At 40.4% G+C, this 21,190-nt stretch carries 18 protein-coding genes and 1 pseudogene; 17 read left to right on the top strand and 2 right to left on the bottom strand.

The annotated features are described in order from the left end of the window. Positions 1–12: 12 nt before the first annotated feature. On the bottom strand, positions 13–804 hold the full coding sequence (gene motA, locus HHO41_RS02375; protein WP_169095201.1) for a flagellar motor stator protein MotA: 792 nt from the start codon (positions 802–804) through the stop codon (positions 13–15). A gap of 264 nt (positions 805–1,068) precedes the next feature. Between motA and HHO41_RS02380 the strand changes: the two genes are divergently transcribed. The 17 genes and pseudogenes from HHO41_RS02380 to HHO41_RS02455 all read left to right on the top strand — a co-directional run bounded on the left by HHO41_RS02380 (position 1,069) and on the right by HHO41_RS02455 (position 19,652). Continuing rightward, complete coding sequence (locus HHO41_RS02380; protein WP_169095202.1) at positions 1,069–3,183, top strand: chemotaxis protein CheA; 2,115 nt, start codon at positions 1,069–1,071, stop codon at positions 3,181–3,183. 21 nt (positions 3,184–3,204) lie between these two features. Further along, the gene (locus HHO41_RS02385; protein WP_211170998.1) at positions 3,205–3,636 is read left to right on the top strand and encodes a chemotaxis protein CheW; all 432 of its coding nucleotides are present in this window, start codon (positions 3,205–3,207) and stop codon (positions 3,634–3,636) included. A gap of 84 nt (positions 3,637–3,720) precedes the next feature. After that, entirely contained in the window at positions 3,721–4,200 is a 480-nt protein-coding gene (locus tag HHO41_RS02390; protein WP_169095203.1) for a chemotaxis protein CheW, read from the top strand. 84 nt (positions 4,201–4,284) lie between these two features. Then, a pseudogene (locus HHO41_RS22775) lies at positions 4,285–4,794 on the top strand (MCP four helix bundle domain-containing protein); the annotation flags it as partial. A gap of 705 nt (positions 4,795–5,499) precedes the next feature. Beyond that, the gene (locus HHO41_RS22780) at positions 5,500–6,420 is read left to right on the top strand and encodes a methyl-accepting chemotaxis protein (protein ID WP_481747080.1); all 921 of its coding nucleotides are present in this window, start codon (positions 5,500–5,502) and stop codon (positions 6,418–6,420) included. A 235-nt stretch (positions 6,421–6,655) separates the two neighbouring features. Continuing rightward, entirely contained in the window at positions 6,656–7,099 is a 444-nt protein-coding gene (locus HHO41_RS02400; protein WP_169095204.1) for a YaaR family protein, read from the top strand. Between the two features lie 32 nt (positions 7,100–7,131). Continuing rightward, on the top strand, positions 7,132–7,563 hold the full coding sequence (locus HHO41_RS02405; protein WP_169095205.1) for a flagellar basal body-associated FliL family protein: 432 nt from the start codon (positions 7,132–7,134) through the stop codon (positions 7,561–7,563). A 150-nt stretch (positions 7,564–7,713) separates the two neighbouring features. Further along, positions 7,714–8,595, top strand: coding sequence for a flagellar hook-basal body protein (locus HHO41_RS02410; protein WP_169095206.1), 882 nt, complete (start codon positions 7,714–7,716; stop codon positions 8,593–8,595). Between the two features lie 26 nt (positions 8,596–8,621). Further along, positions 8,622–9,479, top strand: a complete 858-nt coding sequence (locus HHO41_RS02415; protein WP_169095207.1) for a flagellar hook-basal body protein — start codon at positions 8,622–8,624, stop codon at positions 9,477–9,479. 219 nt (positions 9,480–9,698) lie between these two features. Continuing rightward, entirely contained in the window at positions 9,699–11,186 is a 1,488-nt protein-coding gene (gene fliD / locus HHO41_RS02420; RefSeq protein WP_169095208.1) for a flagellar filament capping protein FliD, read from the top strand. Positions 11,187–11,378: 192 nt separating this feature from the next. Then, entirely contained in the window at positions 11,379–11,726 is a 348-nt protein-coding gene (locus HHO41_RS02425) for a carbon storage regulator (protein WP_169095209.1), read from the top strand. Between the two features lie 88 nt (positions 11,727–11,814). Further along, positions 11,815–13,473 carry a flagellin N-terminal helical domain-containing protein gene (locus HHO41_RS22540; RefSeq protein WP_169095210.1) on the top strand — a complete coding sequence of 553 codons (1,659 nt, stop codon included), beginning with the start codon at positions 11,815–11,817 and terminating at the stop codon, positions 13,471–13,473. 625 nt (positions 13,474–14,098) lie between these two features. Further along, complete coding sequence (flaG, locus tag HHO41_RS02435; RefSeq protein ID WP_248278321.1) at positions 14,099–14,485, top strand: flagellar protein FlaG; 387 nt, start codon at positions 14,099–14,101, stop codon at positions 14,483–14,485. Positions 14,486–15,020: 535 nt separating this feature from the next. Beyond that, positions 15,021–15,395, top strand: coding sequence for a response regulator (locus HHO41_RS02440; RefSeq protein ID WP_169095211.1), 375 nt, complete (start codon positions 15,021–15,023; stop codon positions 15,393–15,395). Positions 15,396–15,559: 164 nt separating this feature from the next. Next, entirely contained in the window at positions 15,560–16,051 is a 492-nt protein-coding gene (locus HHO41_RS02445) for a chemotaxis protein CheW (protein ID WP_169095212.1), read from the top strand. 17 nt (positions 16,052–16,068) lie between these two features. Further along, a complete protein-coding gene (locus HHO41_RS02450; protein ID WP_169095213.1) occupies positions 16,069–18,393 on the top strand; it encodes a methyl-accepting chemotaxis protein in 2,325 nt (774 codons plus the stop codon). A gap of 272 nt (positions 18,394–18,665) precedes the next feature. Beyond that, positions 18,666–19,652, top strand: coding sequence for a protein-glutamate methylesterase/protein-glutamine glutaminase (locus HHO41_RS02455; protein WP_348981208.1), 987 nt, complete (start codon positions 18,666–18,668; stop codon positions 19,650–19,652). A gap of 65 nt (positions 19,653–19,717) precedes the next feature. On the opposite strand, the gene HHO41_RS02460 is transcribed toward HHO41_RS02455, so the two are convergent. Further along, positions 19,718–21,172, bottom strand: a complete 1,455-nt coding sequence (locus HHO41_RS02460) for a pilus assembly PilX N-terminal domain-containing protein (RefSeq protein ID WP_169095214.1) — start codon at positions 21,170–21,172, stop codon at positions 19,718–19,720. Positions 21,173–21,190: the final 18 nt, after the last annotated feature.

Below are 21,190 nucleotides of genomic sequence, written 5' to 3' on the forward strand. Positions count from 1 at the left end.
AACCCTCCAATATTACGATGCCGAGCTTAAGTTTTTCTTTTCTAGTTCCTCTGGATTTAAGTACACGTTTAACTTGTGCTCTAACTGCCTGCTAGTGATGCCTTCCTGAAGCGAGAGTAGACCCTCAACCATAATTTGTCTTATTTCAACCTCTGCTCTAGAAATCAATTTCAATTTATTACTCATTGGATGCCATAATACATATCCGGTGAAAATCCCTAATAAAGTGGCGATGAATGCCGCAGCAATCGAGTGACCGAGCGCCTCTACATCATTTAAATTGCCTAATGCAGCGATAAGACCTACTACCGCACCCAATACCCCAAGTGTTGGAGCATACATGCCTGCCTGAGAAAAAATTAAAGCACCTTTACGATGGCGCTCCTCCATGGCACTAATTTTTTCAAGTAGAACATCACGGGCAAATTCAGAATCAGTTGTATCGACGATAATTTCAAGACCTTGCTTCAAAAATAGGTCATCGACGTTTTGGATTTCACTTTCAAGACCAAGTAAACCCTCTTTTCTGGCGATGGTTGCCCATTTTGTGAATGTATCGATCAATTCAAGTTTTGAAGGAAGTTGTTTGCCGCCCCCGAAAATGATTTTGAAAAGAACGGGCATCTTCTTGATTTCGTTTAATGGAAAACTTACAAATAAAGACGCTGCTGTCCCGCCAATGATGATTAAATATGCTGCGGGGTTGTTAACAAGTGCGACGAGATTTGCTCCTTTTAGCACCATTCCGACCCCGATTGCAACAAGCGCCAAAACAATCCCTATGAGTGTTGAAGGATCCTTCAATTTGGCACCCCCTTTAATTAAAAAAATGATATCAGTATTATTTTATTGGATATTTTTTGATAACACAACCATTTGTTTGATGGCTAATATTGTTAGCCATTACCCCGCTATTAAAACGGTGCATTTTTAACAAAAACTATCAAAATAATACGTCGATTCAATCAAAAAATATGCTAATATAAAGTGTATATTTATCTACAATTATTAAACTTCTCATTTTCCTGGGGGAACACATTTGATGAAGGTCTGCGAAGGGAGTTTAAAATGGACTTTAACGAATATTTAGAAATATTTTTAGAAGAGTCAAAAGAGCATTTACAGTCAATTAATGATGAATTGCTAAAACTTGAGTCAGAACCAGATAACACGAGCATTGTGAATGAAATTTTTCGTTCGGCCCACACACTAAAAGGCATGGCAGGATCAATGGGCTTTGAAGATTTAGCCTCACTGACGCATCAAATGGAAAATGTATTAGACCTTCTCCGCAATGGAAAAATCAACATTAATTCAGATATTATGGACATCATTTTTAAATGCGTCGATTTAATCGAGAAGATGGTCGTAAGCATCGAAAATGGTGGCGATGGAAAAGAAAATGTTACCGAAGTAGTAAACGAACTGGCGAGAATTAAAGACGGGACTCCAGCGAAATCGACTCCAACTGCACAAGTTGTAGAGGAAGTCAAAGAGGAGCAGCAGCAGGAACCAAAACTTCCGTTAGACGAATTTGTTATTTCACTGATTGGTGAAGCACGGAAAATGGGGAGTTTTTCCTACCAAATTAAAGTAAGCTTTGATGAAAATTGCTTAATGAAAAACGTGCGGGCGTACATGGTTATTCAAGCTGCAGAAGAGCTTGGAGAAATTGTGCAAACAAACCCGGCTTCAGAGCAAATTGAAACCGAGGATTTTGGTGATTCCTTCGTCATGATCTTGATATCACCAAATCCGGCTCAAGAAGTTCAGTCGCAATTAGCGAATGTGATGGAAGTTAAAGAAGTCTTGTTGATGGACAGAACTGATGAGGAGCATCCAGTCTTGGAAGTTGCCGCTGCAATAGAAGCGGTAGCAGAACCGGAAGTTACTGTAACAGCCGAAGCAGTTGGGGCAGTCAATGTAACTGAATCAGTCCAAGCGCTAGATGATACGCAAACAAGCGTTACGGAACAAGCTAATCAGCCAAAAGTAAAAACAGAAGCTGAACAAAAACACAAAAAAGTTCGAACAAAATCAATTCGCGTCGATATCGAAAAACTCGATCATTTAATGAACTTATTTAGCGAGTTAATAATTGACCGCGGCAGATTAGAGCAAATTTCTCGTAGAGCCGAAATCGGTGATTTGACCGAAACGGTTGAACATATGGCACGCATTTCCACCGACCTGCAAGGCTTAATTCTCAATATGCGGATGGTGCCGGTTGATCAAGTTTTCAATCGTTTCCCGCGCATGGTTCGTGACTTAGCTAAAGAATTGAATAAGAAGGTTAATTTAGAGATTGTTGGTGCAGAAACAGAGCTCGACCGCACGGTGATTGACGAAATTGGCGATCCGCTTGTGCATCTGCTGCGAAATGCTTTAGACCATGGTCTTGAAATAACCGATGAACGAATCGCTAAAAATAAGCCTGAGGAAGGAAAGATTCTTCTTAAAGCATACCACGGTGGGAACCATGTTTTCATCGAAGTAAGCGATGATGGGCATGGTATTAATCGGGAGAAAATCCTAAAGAAAGCGATTGAAAAAGCTATCATAACGGCTGAGGAAGGCAAAACACTTTCCGATCAGCAAGTATATCATTTACTGTTTGCATCAGGCTTCAGTACTGCCGAAAAGGTATCTGATATTTCCGGGCGTGGCGTAGGTCTTGATGTTGTTAAAACAAAAATTGAATCACTTGGTGGCGTCATTACGATTGATTCGACACCTGGGCAAGGGTCGACCTTCCGTGTCCAACTACCATTAACGTTATCAATTATTTATTCGATGCTTGTAAAAGTTGAAGATGAAACGTATGCGATTCCGTTTAGCTCAATTGTTGAGATTACCACATTACAGCCTGAGCAAGTTGCAACACTTCACGGGAAGCGAGTCTTCCAATTCCGTGGTCAGGTTGTGCCTCTTATCTATTTAAATGAAGTATTTCAAGTTCCTCCGCTTGAGGATGCAATTGAAAAAGAACAAATTTTTATTGTAATCGTTCGCAAAGGAACACAAACGGTTGGACTAGTTGTTGATTCAGTGCTTGGTCAGCAGGAGGTTGTCTTGAAATCCCTCGGCGGTTTCTTAACAAATCTATATGCGATTTCCGGCGCGACCATCCTTGGAAATGGAGAAGTTGCCTTAATCATCGATTCCAATCAGTTTATTAATTAGAAAGGGTGAATCTCACAGCCAATGGAACCGTCAAAAATCGTCGCCTTTAAATTAGGAAAAGAAGAATACGGCCTGGACATCTTTCATGTTCAATCAATAGAACGGATTAATCATACAACAAGAGTTCCAAACGCTTCAGTATTTGTAAAAGGAGTCATCAATCTGCGTGGAAATGTCACGCCGATTATTGAACTAAGCCATATGCTAGGCATGGGGCACACTCAATACACAGACAACTCAAGAGTCATCATCATTAATTACGGTGACAGCCAGCTCGGTTTAATCGTTGATGAAACAAGCGACGTCTTAAACGTAAATCCAGAATCAATTGACCAAGCAGCAAACAGCGGCTTTGATTCCGAATACTTCCAAGGTATCGCCAAAATCGACGGCCGCCTCATCATCCTCCTAAACTTGGAGGAATTGTTGAAGGAACTAGTTCCTAATAAATAGATTAATAGGAGCGAAGTGCCCGGAGCGGAAATCAACTAACATCGAGTAGGAAAAGAATAAATATTTTTGAAAAAGAGGACAAATATGGATATTCAAACAAGTTATCAAGACGAAAAATCACTGATTTTTAAAGTCGGACAAGAAGACTACGGAATCCATATCAACCAAGTAGTCTCAATCGAAAGAATGCAAAGCATCACCTCATACCCAAACCGTCCACCTTACGTATTAGGTGTAACGAATGTTCGCGAAGAAGTGATTCCTGTTGTTGACATTCGGGCTGCTTTAACTGGCCAAGCATTCGCAGAATGTGATTCATCAAGAATTATCATCGTTCAAGTAAACAACCATTCAATTGGACTATTAGTGGATGCCGCAACTGAAGTGTTGGATATTCCAGCTGGTAACATCCAGCAGCCTCATTTACTAGAAACACGCGAAGTTTCGTTTCTTAAAGGAATTGCCAAGCTAGGAGAACGACTGTTAATTCTGCTAGATATTGAGCAACTTCTCGAAGATACGACGAACTTGGATGAACTGAAACAAATAAAAGACATGCTGTAAAGCCAAATGACGGTCGTGTACATAGGCCACGGCCACACCAGGGAGTGAAGAAGAATGTTTAGCAAATTGTTTAGTAGAACCTCAATGGGCTTTAAACAATGGGGTAGTTACCTTATTATCATCGCTTTCTTTGCAGTATTAAATTTTGTTGCTTACCTTAGTATTAGTGACTTGCAGGATCAAGTAGATTACTTGGGTAAAACGCAAACAGCTAAAGTCGAATACGTAGGGCATATTAAAGAGGATATTACCCGAGTCCGGCTTTACGTAACGAAACACGCTTACGAACAGGACTTGGCTAATAAGGAAAAGATGAAATCTTATGTTGACGAAGATATTGCCGATGTTCGAAATGCAATTAAGGCTATGAAAGAGTTAGATCTAACTGATGAAAACATTAAGCTATTAGATGAATTCAGTAACAGCTTCGAAACATATGTTGCTAATCTTCCAGATTACTATGAAGGTTCATTAAGCAATGATTATAATATCGTTCATGAACTAATGGGAGAGATGGCTCCACTTGGTGAAGATGCAGTTGTTGCATTAGCGAAACTTTCTGATGATGTGGATAAAAATACTGATAGCTTAGTGAAGGACTCAGAAGACTTCGCTACGAAAGCTGTTTTAGAAAATATTGCTGTTTCAATTGGTGCTGGTATCTTCTCGATTTTCATCTCATTCGTAATGACAAGATTGATTCGCCGTTCGGTAAAAGCAGTCGTGAAAAATGTGGAAGTTACTACCTCTTCAGTTGCTGAAATCAAAAAATCAATTGATCAATCAGCCATTGCGGCCCAAGAACTTGATGCGTCAATGGATAAAACAAGCGACTCCTTAAATGAACTCGTATCATCGATACAGGAGGTTGCCGGTAATACGACAACAACAACATCTGGTGTGAACGAAATTTCTGCAGCAATCGAAGAGATGAGCAGCACCATCAGCTTAGTGGCGACAAGTGCTGACCACCTATCAGATGCTGCTGATAAGAGCTCTGATGCGATTCAAGAAATGATGGCATCAATCGAGCAAGTTGCTGGAAATGCTGGAAACGTTGGAGCTGGAGTTGAGCAAATTTCTGCAGCAATCGAAGAAATGAGTAAATCAATTGATGGAGTATCGTTTAGCGCAGTTAGCCTTTTACAAACAGCTGATGAAACATCAAAATCAGTTCAGGAAATGGTAACTTCTGTACAGCAGGTTGCCTCTAGTACTCATAAGATGAATGAGCTTAGCCAATCGGTAAAAACCGATGCAGTTGAAGGGGCAAGCACTGTAAATGAAACCTTAAATGCCATGAAGGAAATTTCTAAAGAAATCAACCAAGCAAGTAACGTCATGATTAACCTTGGCAAGAGCTCAGAAGAAATCGGTAGCATTATCGAAACTATTGACGATATCGCCGGTCAAACAAACTTACTTGCACTTAATGCTGCTATCGAAGCTGCACGTGCTGGTGAGCATGGTAAGGGCTTTGCGGTTGTTGCTGATGAAGTTAGAAAGCTTGCTGAGCGAAGTGCTCAAGCGACCAAGGAAATTGCTAACTTAATCAAAGGGATTCAAAATGAAACCGTCATCGCTGTTAACTCAATTAAGAGCGGTGCCGACAAGGTTGAAGTTGGAAACCAACTTGCTGATAAAACTAATGATGCAATCAAGAAAATCACTCAAGGTATCACGATCATGAGTGAAGAAATGAATCAAATCGTTGAAGTGACCGAAACACAATCGAAGAACACAGCACTGATTACAAAATCGGTCGAAAACGTGTCCCATAAAGCATCTGAAATGACACAATCGACAAAAGAACAAGCACTAACTGCTCAAGAAGTTGTTAAAGGAATCATGGATATCAAGAGCCAGGTTCAACAAATTACTTCTGCTACAGCTGAACAAGCACGAGGTGGTAGTGAAATTGTCGCTTCAGTTGAAAACGTAACGAGCCAATCAAACTCAGTTACGGCTGCAACCCGTGAACAAGCATTGGCTGCTGAAGAAATCGTTCGCAACCTCAATGCAATTAAAAATATGGTCAAAGAAATTACCGTTGTTACAAACGACCAAGCTCGATTTGGTCAAGAAATTTCCTCGGAAATTGCCAAAGTTCGCAAGCAAACAAACGAACTTAATGAAAGCATCGAGACACAAACAAAAGAAGCAGAAGGAGTTGCCGAGGCAATTCATGATGTTGAACAACAGGTAGATAAATTGAAATAGTATTCACTATTAATCTATAGAACGCTTTCGCCTTCGTGCGGGAGCGTTCTCAATCATTCTTACAGGATAAGAAAGTAGTATAAAAATTTGAATTTAGAGTAGTGGCTAGCTCCAGCGCCTAGGGGCTCGGGTCACAAGTCAATCCCTTCCGGAAATCTGGATTTCCTGCAGGGCTCGCCTTGTGCCTGTCGCCCCTGGGCAAGGCGCTTACGCTTTTCTAAAGGAGGTGGACACCATGAAAATCCAAGAACATGTTCGGGTGAATGTTAGTGACCCGCAGCCAGCACCATCAGACCGGTCTACCACCAATAACACAGCATTTCAACGAATAATTGGAACCTATTCCAAAGAATTAACGCAAGACCGTTTGCAGCAGCTGCTGCAGGACATCGATAAACAGGGCGAAAAATTAAGCGAGCATCGCACCTTTCATGAATTGCGCAAATACAAGGACTTAGTCAAACAGTATTTAAATGAAGTGTCCAAGCATGGTGTCGGACTACACCAATCCGAAACATGGGACCCGTATTCCGGAAGTAAAACACTGAAAACCGTCAAAACAATCGATTCGAAATTAATGGAACTAACGAAGCACGTTTTAGATGAACAAACAACCAGTCTCTCAATCTTGGAGCGAATCGGTGAAATAAAAGGCTTACTAATCAATCTCTACACATAACCCTACTATTAAATGTTTAAGGGGCAGGACCTATGAATTTGTTGAAAAAATCCTTGCTGATTATCGGCATCATTACCATTATTGGCGTTGGAGCGTTTTTTGTTTGGTATTTTTTAAATGCCCCAGACGAAACGAAGAACCAAGACGATCTTTCGATTGAAGAACTTCAAGAAATCTCTTTGGATACCGAACCGATCATGACCAATCTGGCTGATGGAAACTTTGTGAAGGCGCAATTTAAAATTGTGACAAAATCGAAGAAAACCGCCGAAGAAATCACCAAGCTAAACTTTCGCGTCGAAAATACGATTATTAAAAATATAAATGGTTTGAAAAAGGAAGAAATCATCGGCTTAGATCATTTTGCTGATTTAGAAGAAAATCTCAAGAATGATTTGAACAAAGAATTTGATTCAAAAGATTATATAACCAAGGTTTATATTGTTGAGTTATTAGTTCAATAAAAGAAGAATGTCTAGCTCCAGGCGCCATCGGCTCGAGGTCACAAGCCAATCCGTCCAGAAGGTAAAGTACAACCTTCTGGTCGGCTCGTCTTGTGCTTGTCGCCGATAAGCTCAGCGCCTTGCGCTTTTCGATGAAAGGAGTGAACCAAATTGCTTAGAGGCTTAAACACAGCAGCATCAGGAATGTTTTCACTGGAGCGCAAGCAGGAGGCTTTAACGAACAACCTCGCCAATGCGCAAACAGCTGGTTATAAAAAAGATGATGCGGTACAACGTGCTTTTCCGAATTATTTACTAGGAAGAATTAATGATTTTAAGGAAAACGGAGCGGTTGGAGCGAATGCTGAAATCGGTCAGCGCGCTCAGTTGGGCGAAATCTCAAACGGGGTTTACACTCAAGAACTAATTCCAAGCTTCGGCCAAGGTACGCTTGTCCAGACATCAAGTCCTTTAGATGTGGCGATTGAAGACTCAAATATCCCTTACCAAACAATCAATGGTCGGCTCGTGAAACCGGCAGCATTTTTCCCTGTGCAAATGGCTGACGGAACAGTTGGCTACACAAGAAACGGCAAATTTGATTTGGACGCAAACGGAAATCTCGTCACTGCAGATGGCTACCGTGTCCTTGGTGCCAATCATCAGCCAATTCAAATTACCGAAAGCATTCAGAAAGCGGATTTATCCATCGATACGGAAGGGAACATCATGGCCTATGCAAATGACCCAACACGTACACGATCGATAGGGAAAATTGGTCTTGTTGTTGCTCAAAATCCCAACGACTTAGTTCGTCGGGGTGAAAATCTTTATGGCTCCAATACGGCACTGCCGTTTGTAACGGACCCTGGAAACGGCAACCCTGGCGTATTGTTGCACCAAGGCTTTATCGAACAATCGAATGTTGATACTGGACAAACGATGGCCGACATGATGGTCACGATTCGCGGCTACGAAGCCAACCAAAAGGTCATCAGCGCTTACGATCAATCATTACAGCAATTGTATTCAGTTGGTAAAATCAACGGTTAATCTATAAAGAATAGGAGTAAACGCCCTTGAATACTTCAATTTCAATCGCAGCAGGCTCCTTGCGTGCTTATCAGCAAAAGCTTGATACGATCTCAAATAATGTTGCCAATGTGAATACGCCAGGCTTCAAGCGAACACAACAAAGCTTTTCAGAAATTCTTGCGAATCAAATCAACAATCAACCTGGTGCTACCCTTGAAGTCGGTCGCCAAACACCCAACGGTGTTCGCCCATCTTACGGTGTTCGGACTGGTCTAACGCAAATGGATACAACTCAAGGTGCACCGATGCAAACCGATAATCCATTTGCTTTAATGATTAACGGAAATGGTTTTTTCCAAATCGGCGTACCATCGCAAACAGTAGGTGGGGCAATGGAAATGAGATACACTCGTGACGGAAATTTCCAACTAAGCCCAAATCCTAACTCACCAGGGACCTATAACCTTGTCCATCCGAATGGCGGTTATTTATTGGACCAGAACGGAAGCCCGATTGTCTTAAATGATCAAAACGAAGTTCAATTCCAAAGCAACGGTGATATTCTTTTGAAAAATAAAAACAGTGTCAGTGGTGAATCTTTATCAGGTCAACGTGTCGGAATCGTCGATATCCAAAATCCGAATCTGCTAAAGAATATGGGAGGCAATCAGTACATGATTGATCCAGCAGTACTGCCGAACGGCACAAACCCAGCCAACTTCGTTAGAACAATGGGCGCCAATGAAATCTCAGTTTCCGCCGGCTATCTCGAAGCCTCAAACGTTGACCTAGCAACGGAAATGACAGAACTCTTACTAACGCAACGCGGCTTCCAGCTAAACGCACGAGCCATGTCCTACGCCGACCAAATGCTCGGAATTGCTAATGGGATAATGAAGTAACTGAGACTATTCATTTGTTAGGAGTAATTGATATAGTTCACTGAGTTGATTGGAGCGGAAGGAACGAAGACTCTTGCGGGAGCAGCGGGACAGGTGAGACCCCGCAGTCGCAAAGCGACGAGGAGGCTCACCGCCCGGCCCTAAGGTGCGCGAAGTGCCTGGAGCGGAAATCAACGGTTAAAGTATTGTTGAAAAATTAAGAAGAGAGGAGTGCTACCTATGACTTCCATAAATAATGATCCATTAAGAGTTTCAGGACTCGCCTCCGGCATGAACACAGAAGAAATAGTAGATAAACTCGTCACAGCCCAAAGTGCTCGACTAAACAAAATGATAGCAAGCAAAACTCAAGCTACTTGGAAAAGTGATGCCTATCGCGATGTCAACCGTAAGCTCGACGAATTCCGCAAAGCAATGGAAGGGTTGCGTTTGCAATCAACCTTTAGTAAGCAAAAGGTTACATCAAGTGATTCAAAATTGGAAGTATCGATGGCTGGAATTAGTACCAGAAGTGATTTTGTCATTTCGTCTGCTACACCAGCAGCATCAGCAAAACCAGCAGTTGCTAGATTTGATAGTCGTGGAGCTAATGTTGCGGATGATACTACATTTAAACTCAATGGTGTTGAGATTAAGCTTACAAAAGATATGACATTAGATCAGGCAGTGGCTGAAATAAACAACTTCACGACTGGTACAACTCCAACAAATGTTAGAGCGGCAAACGTAGGAGGATCTTTAGTATTTACTTCCTTGGGTACCGGTGCAACGGAAAAAATTGAAATAACTGATGTAAGTACAAGCGCTTTAAATATGGGTAATCGGTTAGTCCAAGGAACAAATGCCACACTAGGTACCGTGACCATAAATGGAACAACCATAAATATCTCTTCTAATAATTTCACGTATGAAGGTGTAGCATTTAATATTAAAGCACCAATCACTAGTGATATTTCCGTTCAAATTAGTAGCGACACCCAAGGTATCTATGACAATATTAAAACTTTTGTCGATAAATACAACGAATTAATCGCAGATTTAAATGGGCGTATTTCCGAAAAGAAATATCGTGATTACCCACCACTAACTGATGAACAGAAAAAAGATATGAAAGAAAACGACATCAAGCTGTGGGAAGAAAAGGCTAAAAGTGGCTTATTGCAAAGTGATTCGACCGTTTCAAATGTTTTAGTTGAAATGAGAAACAGTCTTTCCACAATGGTGAAAAATACTGATGTTTCTACTAAGTTTGATTCTTTAAAAGAAATTGGACTAAATTTCTCAACGAATTATTATGATAATGGAAAAATCATTATTGATGAAGCGAAGTTAAAGGGTGTCTTAGAAACAAATTTAGAAGATGTTAAAAAATTATTTACCATAAAAGATTCAAGTAGCACTAGTACCAATTCGACCACAAAAGATAGTACGATTCACAATAATAGTGGCTTTGGTTGGAGAATTTATGAACGCTTAAATGCAGCGATTTCCCAATTAGGAGAATTAGCCGGTTCACCAAATTCCAAAGTAGATACAGAAAGTTTTATGGCAAAGCAACTTAAAACTTTAGATAGTAATATTAGTAGAGAACAAACAAGAGTAAATGCATATGAAAAGAGACTTTGGAAGCAATTCACAGCGATGGAAAGTGCTCTATCAAAAATGAACTCACAAAGCTCTTGGCTTTCACAGCAATTAGGAGGGTAAAAAATATCTTATAGTAGTCGTTCCAATTGGGATGGCTATTTTTTTCTATTAAAATCAATTTTTCGCACTTCAATAAAAATAATCGGAAAATTATTATGACTTTTATCGAAAAAATTATCAAAAACGCTAAACGTTTGTTTTGATAATCCGATAAAAGAATATGTAAAGCAAATGACTTCAGGAGGGGGAGAAATGCTGATTGTAGGCAGAGAAATTGGACAATCCGTCATCATTGGTGAAGAGATCAAAGTGACTGTTCTACAAACCGGTTCCAAACCTCGCATCGCGATTGAGGCACCAAAGCATATCAAAATCTCAAAACTGAAACAACATCCCAAAGAAAAAGATGTAATGAAAAAACAGGTAAGGAAAATCGTTGATACGATTCTAATCGGGGATGCAATCAAACTAACCATTCTCCAAACTGTTTCAGGGCTACTTCGATTTGCAATTGAAGCACCCAGAGAGATTAGTATTTTCAGAGAAGAACTTTTTCAAAAGAATTTCATTTCTGAAACTGAAAAGATTTTAATTATTTAGTTTGTTAATAGACCCATTGGGTTTGTTATAAAAGGGGATATCCCCTCAAAAATAATACTTAATATCCAATAATAAGGAGGATTTTACAATGCGTATTAACCACAATATTGCAGCACTCAACACACATCGTCAGTTGAATACTGCATCAACAAATCAAACTAAATCAATGGAAAAATTAGCTTCAGGTCTTCGTATCAATAAAGCTGGGGATGATGCAGCTGGTCTTGCAATCTCAGAAAAAATGCGGGGTCAAATCCGTGGATTAGATCAAGCATCAAAAAATGCTCAAGATGGTATCTCAATGCTTCAAACAGCTGAAGGTGCTTTAAACGAGACACACGATATCCTTCAACGTATGCGTGAATTAGCAGTTCAAGCATCGAATGATACAAATACTGGAAATGATCGTGGTGAAATTCAAAAAGAACTTAACCAATTAACTAATGAAATTAACCGTATTGGTAACACAACTGAATTTAATACTCAAAAATTAATTAATGGTGATAAAGCTGCTACAACTAGTACTTCAACACCATCATCTACTGCAGGCGCTGCAACTTTGACTAGTGGTGTAGATGCAGGACCAATCCCGGCAACTCAAGCAAGCTATACTATTACAGCTAGTGCAGTAAATGCAGCTGCTGGTACGGCAATGGGAATAGATTTGGACGGAGATAGTACTGACGACGTTACTGTCACAGAGGGAGCGGATTACACAGGTGATGGCACAGCAGAAACAGCTGCCGCTGCGCTTGCAACTGCATTTGCAGGTAATGCTGATTGGGATGTAACAGACAATGGTGACGGAACGTTAACTCTTACGGCGAAAGCTGGTCAAGCAGCTGATGGCATTGCGGGTAATAGCCTAGCTGCTAGTGGGGATGCATCAGAAGCTCAAACTACTACAGGTGCTGCAGCTACTACTAGTACTGCTACTGCTGCAACAGGTTCATTCACAATTAGCAGTGCAGCAGAAGGTGAAAAGTTAACAATTGGTAACAAAACGGTTTCATTCTATGATAGTACATCAGGGAATTACACAGATGCTACTGATGCGGCTTCGAAATTAAGTTCAGATGTTGCAGTGGATATTAATGGACTAACTGATGTACAAGTTGCGGATGCTGTTAGAACGGCATTCTCTAGTTTATCTGGTAGAAATGTTAATTTAGCAAGTGGCGATACTACAGGTTCAGCTACAATTAGTTTAGCTGCAGCTTCAACTGGTGCAGCAGGTAATACCATCGCGACTTCAGTAAGCGGAGTTTCAACAACAACTGGTGGAGTTAACTTACAAATAGGTGCTAACCAAAGCCAAAGCTTAACTCTTGACATTAGTGATATGCGTGCCAATGCATTAGGCATCACAGGTACTGCAGGAAGTGCGGGATTCACTGGAACAAATACTGTTACAGATGGAACTAATAATGCTACTACTGAAGCTGCACTAGATGTTTCAAATGCAGCTAATGCATCAGCAGCCATTACTAAAATCCAAACTGCAATTGACAATGTTTCTGCAGAGCGTTCTAAATTAGGTGCATACACTAATCGATTAGACCATTCAATTAACAACTTAAACACATCTTCTGAAAACCTAACATCTGCGGAATCTCGTATTAGGGATGTTGACATGGCCAAGGAAATGATGACTCAAACTAAGAATTCTATTCTTTCTCAAGCAGCACAAGCAATGTTGGCTCAATCAAATCAAATGCCTCAAGGAGTATTACAACTTCTTAAGTAATGATTTAAGGGCGTCTAGCTTGGTAACGAGCTAGAGTATTACTGGGTGAATTGCTGGAACTTCCTAAAGCTTTATCAACCACAACGTAACTGGAAACGGTAAGCGTGAAGGTCTGAAAATGATGAAGATGCAACAATGGATAATCAGCAGCCAAGCTCCTGTCTCGAAAGAGTGGAGAAGGTTCAACGACTAGAGAACACGGTCTAAGGCAAAAGCTATGACTATGAATCTCGTAGGGTGGTAAAGACCATTCGAAGTGCCCAGCTCCATGGAAACCATGGATGAAGATATAGTCTATTCTGTAATCGAAAGATACAGTCGCAAAGCAAGCGAACCAACAACCACAAGGAGTTCTTCAACTTCTTCGTTAATAATTTGTTATTTGAAAGGGACTCTAGTAATATTAGAGTCCCTTTTGCTGTTTTCTTTACTCGTAAATTTAATAAACAATTGACCAAAAACTTCTACTAAGGACATTGGATAAAATTCATAAAAAGGAGAAATTAAATGGAAGAGTAGCAGAACGGAAAGTAGTAACTCAAATTGTTTAATTAATCCTTAAACTTTCCCCAACTCCATCCGATAATTTATCTAGATAGAGTTTGCCATTAGGAGGAGATGTGAAATGTCGGATAGGTTGTCTGTTTCGAATACTAATAATAGCAATTTGACAGGAATGCCTGGCAGCATGCCGACTGAATATCAGGCGAAGCCGGTTGATAGGGTTGAACGGATTAGTCGGACCAGTGAAATGTCTAAGGATAAAGAGGGTTCGGGCCAACAAAATTCTAAGGAACAAACAGAGAAGGTCATCAAAGGCTTAAATGAGTTTTTAAGTGCTTCCAATTCCCATCTAAAATTCCAGTTTCATGATGGAACCAAAGAGTATTATGTTTCAATCGTTGATGACAAAACCAATGAAGTTATAAAAGAAATTCCTTCAAAAAAACTGCTAGACATGTACGCAGCTATGACTGATTATCTTGGTTTACTTGTAGATAGAAAGGCTTAAATTTTGGTGAATGTTGATTGGAGCGGAAGGCGCGAAGACTCCTGCGGGAGCAGCGGGTCAGGTGAGACCCCGCAGGCGCTTTAGCGCCGAGGAGGCTCACCGCCCGCCCCTAAGGTGCGCGAAGCGCCTGGAGCGAAGATCAACATTTCAACCACTCTTATATAAATCACAAACAAGGCCACCCCGGTCTTGTTTTTTTGTCTTCAGAAACTGCATAATTTTTCACCAAATATTAAGAATTGATGAAATAATCCTGCATTAATTTACACCCTAAAATTTTATAGATATAATAAATTTGTAATTATTTGATTATTTTCGTGTTTATTTGATTTAAGGGAGGCAAGCAATCTTTATTTCTGTTTAAGAAAATATAAGACTTGAAGTAATTTAGTGTCTAGCTCCAGGCGCCATCGGCTCGAGGTCACAAGCCAATCCGTCCAGAAGGTAAAAGGCAACCTTCCGGCCGGCTCGTCTTGTGCTTGTCGCCGATAACCAGGCGCCTTCGCTTTTCTTATTCCATAAAGGGTGTGATGAATTGACAACCGTATTAATAGTCGATGATGCAGCATTTATGAGGATGGTCATCAAGTTGATGCTTGAAAAAAGTGGCTTTAAGGTCATAGCTGAAGCCGAAAATGGCACGGAAGGCATTGAAAAGTATATTCAATACAAACCAGACGTCGTCACGATGGACATCACCATGCCTGAGATGGATGGAATACAGTCATTAAAAGGCATCATCAACCATGACCCTAATGCCAAAGTTGTGATGATTTCGGCTATGGGCCAAGAACTGATGGTTATGGAATCGATATTGGCTGGTGCAAAAACGTTCATTGTGAAGCCATTTAAAGAAGAACATGTCATTGAAACGATGATGAAGGTTGCGAATGTAACGATGACCGCTTAAACAATCGTTATGCAACAACGGAAGTTGCTGAAAACCACAGATAGCAGCAAAGATACCTCGAAATGAAACTCCTCCAAGATCTACACCTAACCACCACAACATCAGACCATTCAGCATCAAAACCTAGCCAAACTCTGATCATGATAATATAGGAGGTTTCCCTTATGACTGAGGCATTGGAACTGGAAATGTTGGAAGAGGAAGGCAGTACGATGAAAAATAGGTTCCTCACGTTTGTGCTCGGCAATGAAACGTATGGAATCGAGATTGAGTATGTGACTGAAATTATCGGTTTACAGCCGGTGACAGAAATCCCCGAATTGCCAGAATATATCAGAGGAATTATTAATTTACGTGGGAAAATTATTCCGGTTATGGACGTTCGGCTTCGCTTCAAGAAGCCGTTTAAAGAGTACAATGATCGGACCTGTGTTGTGGTTATCGACATTGAAGATATTTCGATTGGCCTAATTGTCGATAGTGTATCTGAGGTTCTGGCAATACCGGAGGAGGACGTCGTTCCACCACCTGACGTAAACAAGACTGGCAACAAGTACATAAAAGGAATTGGCAAAACGGGAAATGAAGTGAAACTATTGCTCGATTGCAACAAACTCCTCAACGAAGATGATGCAGAAACACTGTCAAAAATCTAGTCAGGGGGTTAGGGACGATGCAAAGCCTTGTTGATATGAAATTAAGCGGAAAAATTATATCTGGATATATTGGTACGGCTGTTGTGCTTGGAATTGTGGGCTATTTTGGGGATTTAGACATACCAATCATTCTTACTTTAGTCGGCGTGCAACTACTAACAGGATTGCTTATCGGTACGCTTATCATTAGTTCGATTAGCTCGCCATTTCGCAAGGTTACTGAAGCGGCCGAAAAGGTCGCAAATGGTGATTTTAATGTGGATTTAGACAATATATCCGATGCAGAATTGACTCCTTTAGTTGCTTCTCTTAAAAAAATTACTGATCATTTTCGCACCCAAACTGAGATAGCCAATCAAATCGCCCAGGGAAACTTTGATGTTGAAATAACAGTCCTATCGGATCATGACCAACTCTCTAAAAGCATGAAGAATGTGAAGGATACGATGAAATCGTTTATGGGACAAGTTGAGCACGTTGCAGGCGAATACCGTGCGGGCGAACTTGATGTGAGTATACCGTTAGACAATTATCAAGGTTCCTATAGGACGATAACTGGAACAATCAATTCGCTAATGACAGATATTAAAAGTGAAATGCAGATCACAATGAAGCTAATCCAAGAATTTTCGAACGGAAACTTTGATGGAGAGCTTCAGAAGTTTCCGGGTAAGAAAGCTTTGTTGAATGAAAATATTGAAGCATTACGATCTAATGTCAAAACTTTGATCGATGAAATGACCTACATGTCCTCACAACACGATGCAGGGGATATCGATGTGTTCGTCCCAGAGGATAAATTCCAAGGCGCCTTTAAGACGATGGCCCATGGTGTAAATAACATGGTGGCCAATCATATTACTGTGAAAAAGAAAGCAATGGCCTGTGTTGCAGGGTTTGCCCAAGGAAACTTTGAAGCAGAGCTTGAGAAATTCCCAGGTAAAAAAGCGTTTATTAATGATAATCTGGAGGCTTTACGAAAGAATCTGAAAGAAGTAAGTTCGGAAGTAAATCGGCTCATTGTTGCTTCTAATGAAGGTCAATTAACAGAAAGGGCAAAAGCCGAAAAATTCCAAGGAGATTGGGCAGTGTTGATGAAAGGCTTAAATGGCTTAATCGATGCGATTATCGAACCTGTCCAAGAAGCAGCTGCAGTCCTTGATGAAATGTCCAAAGGAAATCTCAAGGTTAGCGTCAAAGGCAACTATAAGGGTGATCATGCAAAAATCAAACATGCCCTAAATGATAGCATTGAAACGCTTTCTTCCTATGTGACGGAAATATCAACTGTCTTAACGGAAATGGCAAATGGAAACTTAGTTGTAGGTATCTACAGAGAGTATCGTGGTGATTTTGAAGAAATCAAACTATCAATTAATAATATTGTTAAATCGTTAAATGACACGATGATTGAAATTAATAAAGCGTCTCAACAGGTAGCTTCTGGTTCTCGTCAGGTATCAGACTCCAGCCTGGCGCTATCCGAAGGGGCAACTGAACAGGCTGCTTCTATTGAAGAATTAACGGCTTCACTTGAAGAGATTTCCTCGCAAACGAAGCAAAATGCTGAAAATGCCGACGAGGCAAATCTGCTTGCCGAAAAGGCAAAACTGAATGCCAAACAGGGCAACACACAAATGAACGAAATGTTGAATGCGATGGCGGAGATCAATAATGCTTCTTCAAATATCTCAAAAATCATTAAAGTTATTGATGATATTGCCTTCCAAACCAATATCCTGGCTTTGAACGCTGCCGTTGAAGCGGCACGGGCAGGTTTGCACGGTAAAGGCTTTGCTGTCGTTGCAGAGGAGGTTCGCAATCTGGCTGCTCGATCCGCTAATGCTGCCAAAGAAACAACGGATTTAATCGAAGGTTCTATTAACAAGGTACAAGATGGAACAAATATTGCCAAACAGACATCTGAAGCGTTGAATATGATTGTCGAGGGGATTGCCTCGGTAGCTGATCTCGTTAATGGCATTGCTAACGCTTCGAACGAACAAGCGCTTGGAATTGCCCAAATTAACCAAGGCATATTACAAGTGTCTCAAGTCGTGCAGACGAATTCTGCAACATCTGAAGAAGGCGCAGCAGCCAGTGAAGAGCTTGCTAGTCAGGCTGAAATGCTTAAAAATCAGGTGGACAAATTTAAGCTTAAATATAATCAGTCCTACCAAAACACTCAAAGAAACTATCAGGATCCGTCCCTCACTTTATTCAACAACAGTCCTGATCTGATAAATGAGCCAGCCAACTCGGCTTTTGGAGCAGCTACAGGTGGTAGTAGTCCAAAACGGATTGTCCTAAGTGATCAAGAATTTGGAAAATATACACATTGATTATTCTAAAGTTTAGGCAGTGTTAAAGTTTATTGTTGATTTTTGGCAAGTTGATTGGAGCGGAAGGCACGAAGACTCCTGCGGGAGTAGCTGGTATGGGAGACCCCGCAGGCGCGAATGCGCCGAGGAGGCTCCCAACTAGCCCCGCGGAAAGCGAAGTGCCTGCAGCGGAAATCAACATTCACGATTAACACAGCAAAAAAATAAACTGTTTGGGGTCGACTCGGGTGTGTTGGGGGGAGTAAGCTATTGGAGCGAATCGAAAAATTAAAGTGTTAATCGTTGATGATTCTCTTGTTTTCCGTGAGGCATTAGCGATGGGAATAGAGTCTGAACCCGTTATTGAAGTGGTTGGAAAAGCGGCTGATGCGTTCCAGGCACGAGATATGATTCTTGAGTTTAAGCCTGATGTGATGACCTGTGATATTCAAATGCCGAAAATGGATGGCATCGAATTCATTAAGCGATTAATTCCGCAATATCCGATTCCAATCATTGTTATCACAGGGTTTAGTGATACCGTATTCGATGCCATGAATGCGGGTGCAATCGACTTTGTGCTTAAACCGGACTCGAAGCATCGAATCGAGGGTTTTATTAATGAAGTGATTAGTAAAATAAAAATTGCGGCAGCATCTAAGGTGAATCTACAAAGCATCACACCAACAAGCACGACGTCAGATATGACCGATACGCAAAAAATCATTGCGATAGGAGCATCCACGGGTGGAACGGAAGCAATCTTTAATATTTTAAAAGGACTTCCGAAGGATATTCCGGGTATTGTTATCGTTCAGCATATCCCAGTTGTTTTTTCAAAGATGTTTGCAAATCGGTTAAATGAACAAACTGCCTTTTCCTGTAAAGAAGCGGAAACCGGCGATGTCGTCGTACCTGGTACGGTGTTTGTGGCACCAGGCAGCATGCATATGAAAGTTAAAAAGCTCGGGGGTCAATATCGAATCGAGGTATTCCCAGGTGATAAAGTCAATGGCCATTGTCCATCAATTGATGTCCTGTTTGAATCAGTCGCACAACAAGCAGGCAGAAAAGCACTTGGGGTCATTTTAACCGGGATGGGTTCTGACGGAGCAAAAGGGTTACTATCCATTCGACAAAACGGCGGCCGCACAATCGGACAGGACGAACGCTCATCCGTTGTCTACGGAATGCCCAAGGCAGCCTACAACATTGGCGCAGTCGAAAAACAAGCAGCCTTGCAGAACATCCCGAATGTTATTTTGGGGATGCTGAAGTAATCGGATTTATTTCGAACAACTAACAATGAAAAGCACTGGAATTTCCCAGTGCTTTTTCAGTTCAATTATTTTTTAAATGTCCGTCCTTTAGAAGATAATTCAATTGCTTTTAATTTAATGTATCCATAATATTGTGAATCTGGAATATAGGTTAATTTTTCAGGATAATCAACCTTTACATTCCCGACTAATGCGCCTTTAATTGTCATTGGTTGATTGTTAGTTTTAATAATAATATCTTTATCAGAATAGAATAGTCCTTTGTATTCGCTACAATTATTATTATTTATTAATGTGATGTTTCCTTTAGCTAAAAGACTAAATTTATTCGTGTTATCAATCCCTTTATTAATACAGGCCTTTTTTATTTCAGCATTATTGTATACATAAATAGAGTGATTGGTAGTGTTGTCACCAAATTGAAGGTCAGCATAGTTAATATATAAATCCTTCTCCACAATCATATTTCCGTTAAGTATTAATTTACTTTTCAAATCTTCCCCTTGAAAACCACCAATGATTAGCGATTTTTTTACATGCAATCCTTCTTGGAATGTAAAACTTCTAGAATCTGCTAAATCCTTTCCGAAAAGGAAACCTCGCTTATCCTGTTTAATAATTACATTCCCTATGACTGCTAATTTTTTAAAGTCAATGTTTCGATAATCGTTAAATTCTATCCCAAGCAGGCCTAAAGCTGTATAGCCACCATCGATTACAACATTTGTGTCGTATTTGTCATTGAAATCAAGTATATTAACCGTTAATAACGTTGCTTTTTTCCCTTTTAATAGGTCTAACTCTAATACTTCACCCTGTCTCGTTGCAATGACTTCGTTGTTCTCCATTGTTTTAAATGGTTGGGTACTTAATAGATTTGCACTAATTAGGTCAAAGAGGACACTAGCCCCAATCGCACGATCATCCGGAACATTATAAAAGGTGCGATCGCTGCCGGTTGGGTCAATCAAATCGAGACCTAAAATTGATAATAATTCCAGACCCACAGCATCTTTTTTCGTAAAGTCGATTGCCAAACCATTATAGTTTGGAGTTGGAAAAACAGGATCATCTGCAATCTGCTTTATTTTATAAGTCCCAACAAGAGTTTCTGTAGATGACGAATCTCGGCCTTGACTTGTAACCTTTAAAGTATCTTCACCCTCTAAAGCGACCTTTATATTAATTTCCTCAGGGTTTTCTTCACTCCATGGCTCGCCAACTGTAAATCCGTTACTAGTTGTATATTTTGTTAGAAAATGATTCTGTAAATGTTCTTTAAAATTATGAATACTAATCGTACTTAAATCCGTTTCATTATCTATAAACCTCTTAAAATCCTTCTCAAAATAAGTCAGCCCACTTTCTGCCATGTAACGAGCTTGCATATTCGATTCAGTCTTATTCGTCCGTTTATTTTCTCCAATGACGTTTGCGATTAACGCTAGCCCCAATACCGAGAACACTAGTATGACCAACAAAACCTGAATAAGAGATGATCCCCTATCACCAAGCTTCATGTAACACACCTCATTTTC

The sequence above is a fragment of the Bacillus sp. DNRA2 genome (genome assembly GCF_012843265.1).
Classification (GTDB): domain Bacteria; phylum Bacillota; class Bacilli; order Bacillales; family Cytobacillaceae; genus Bacillus_BU.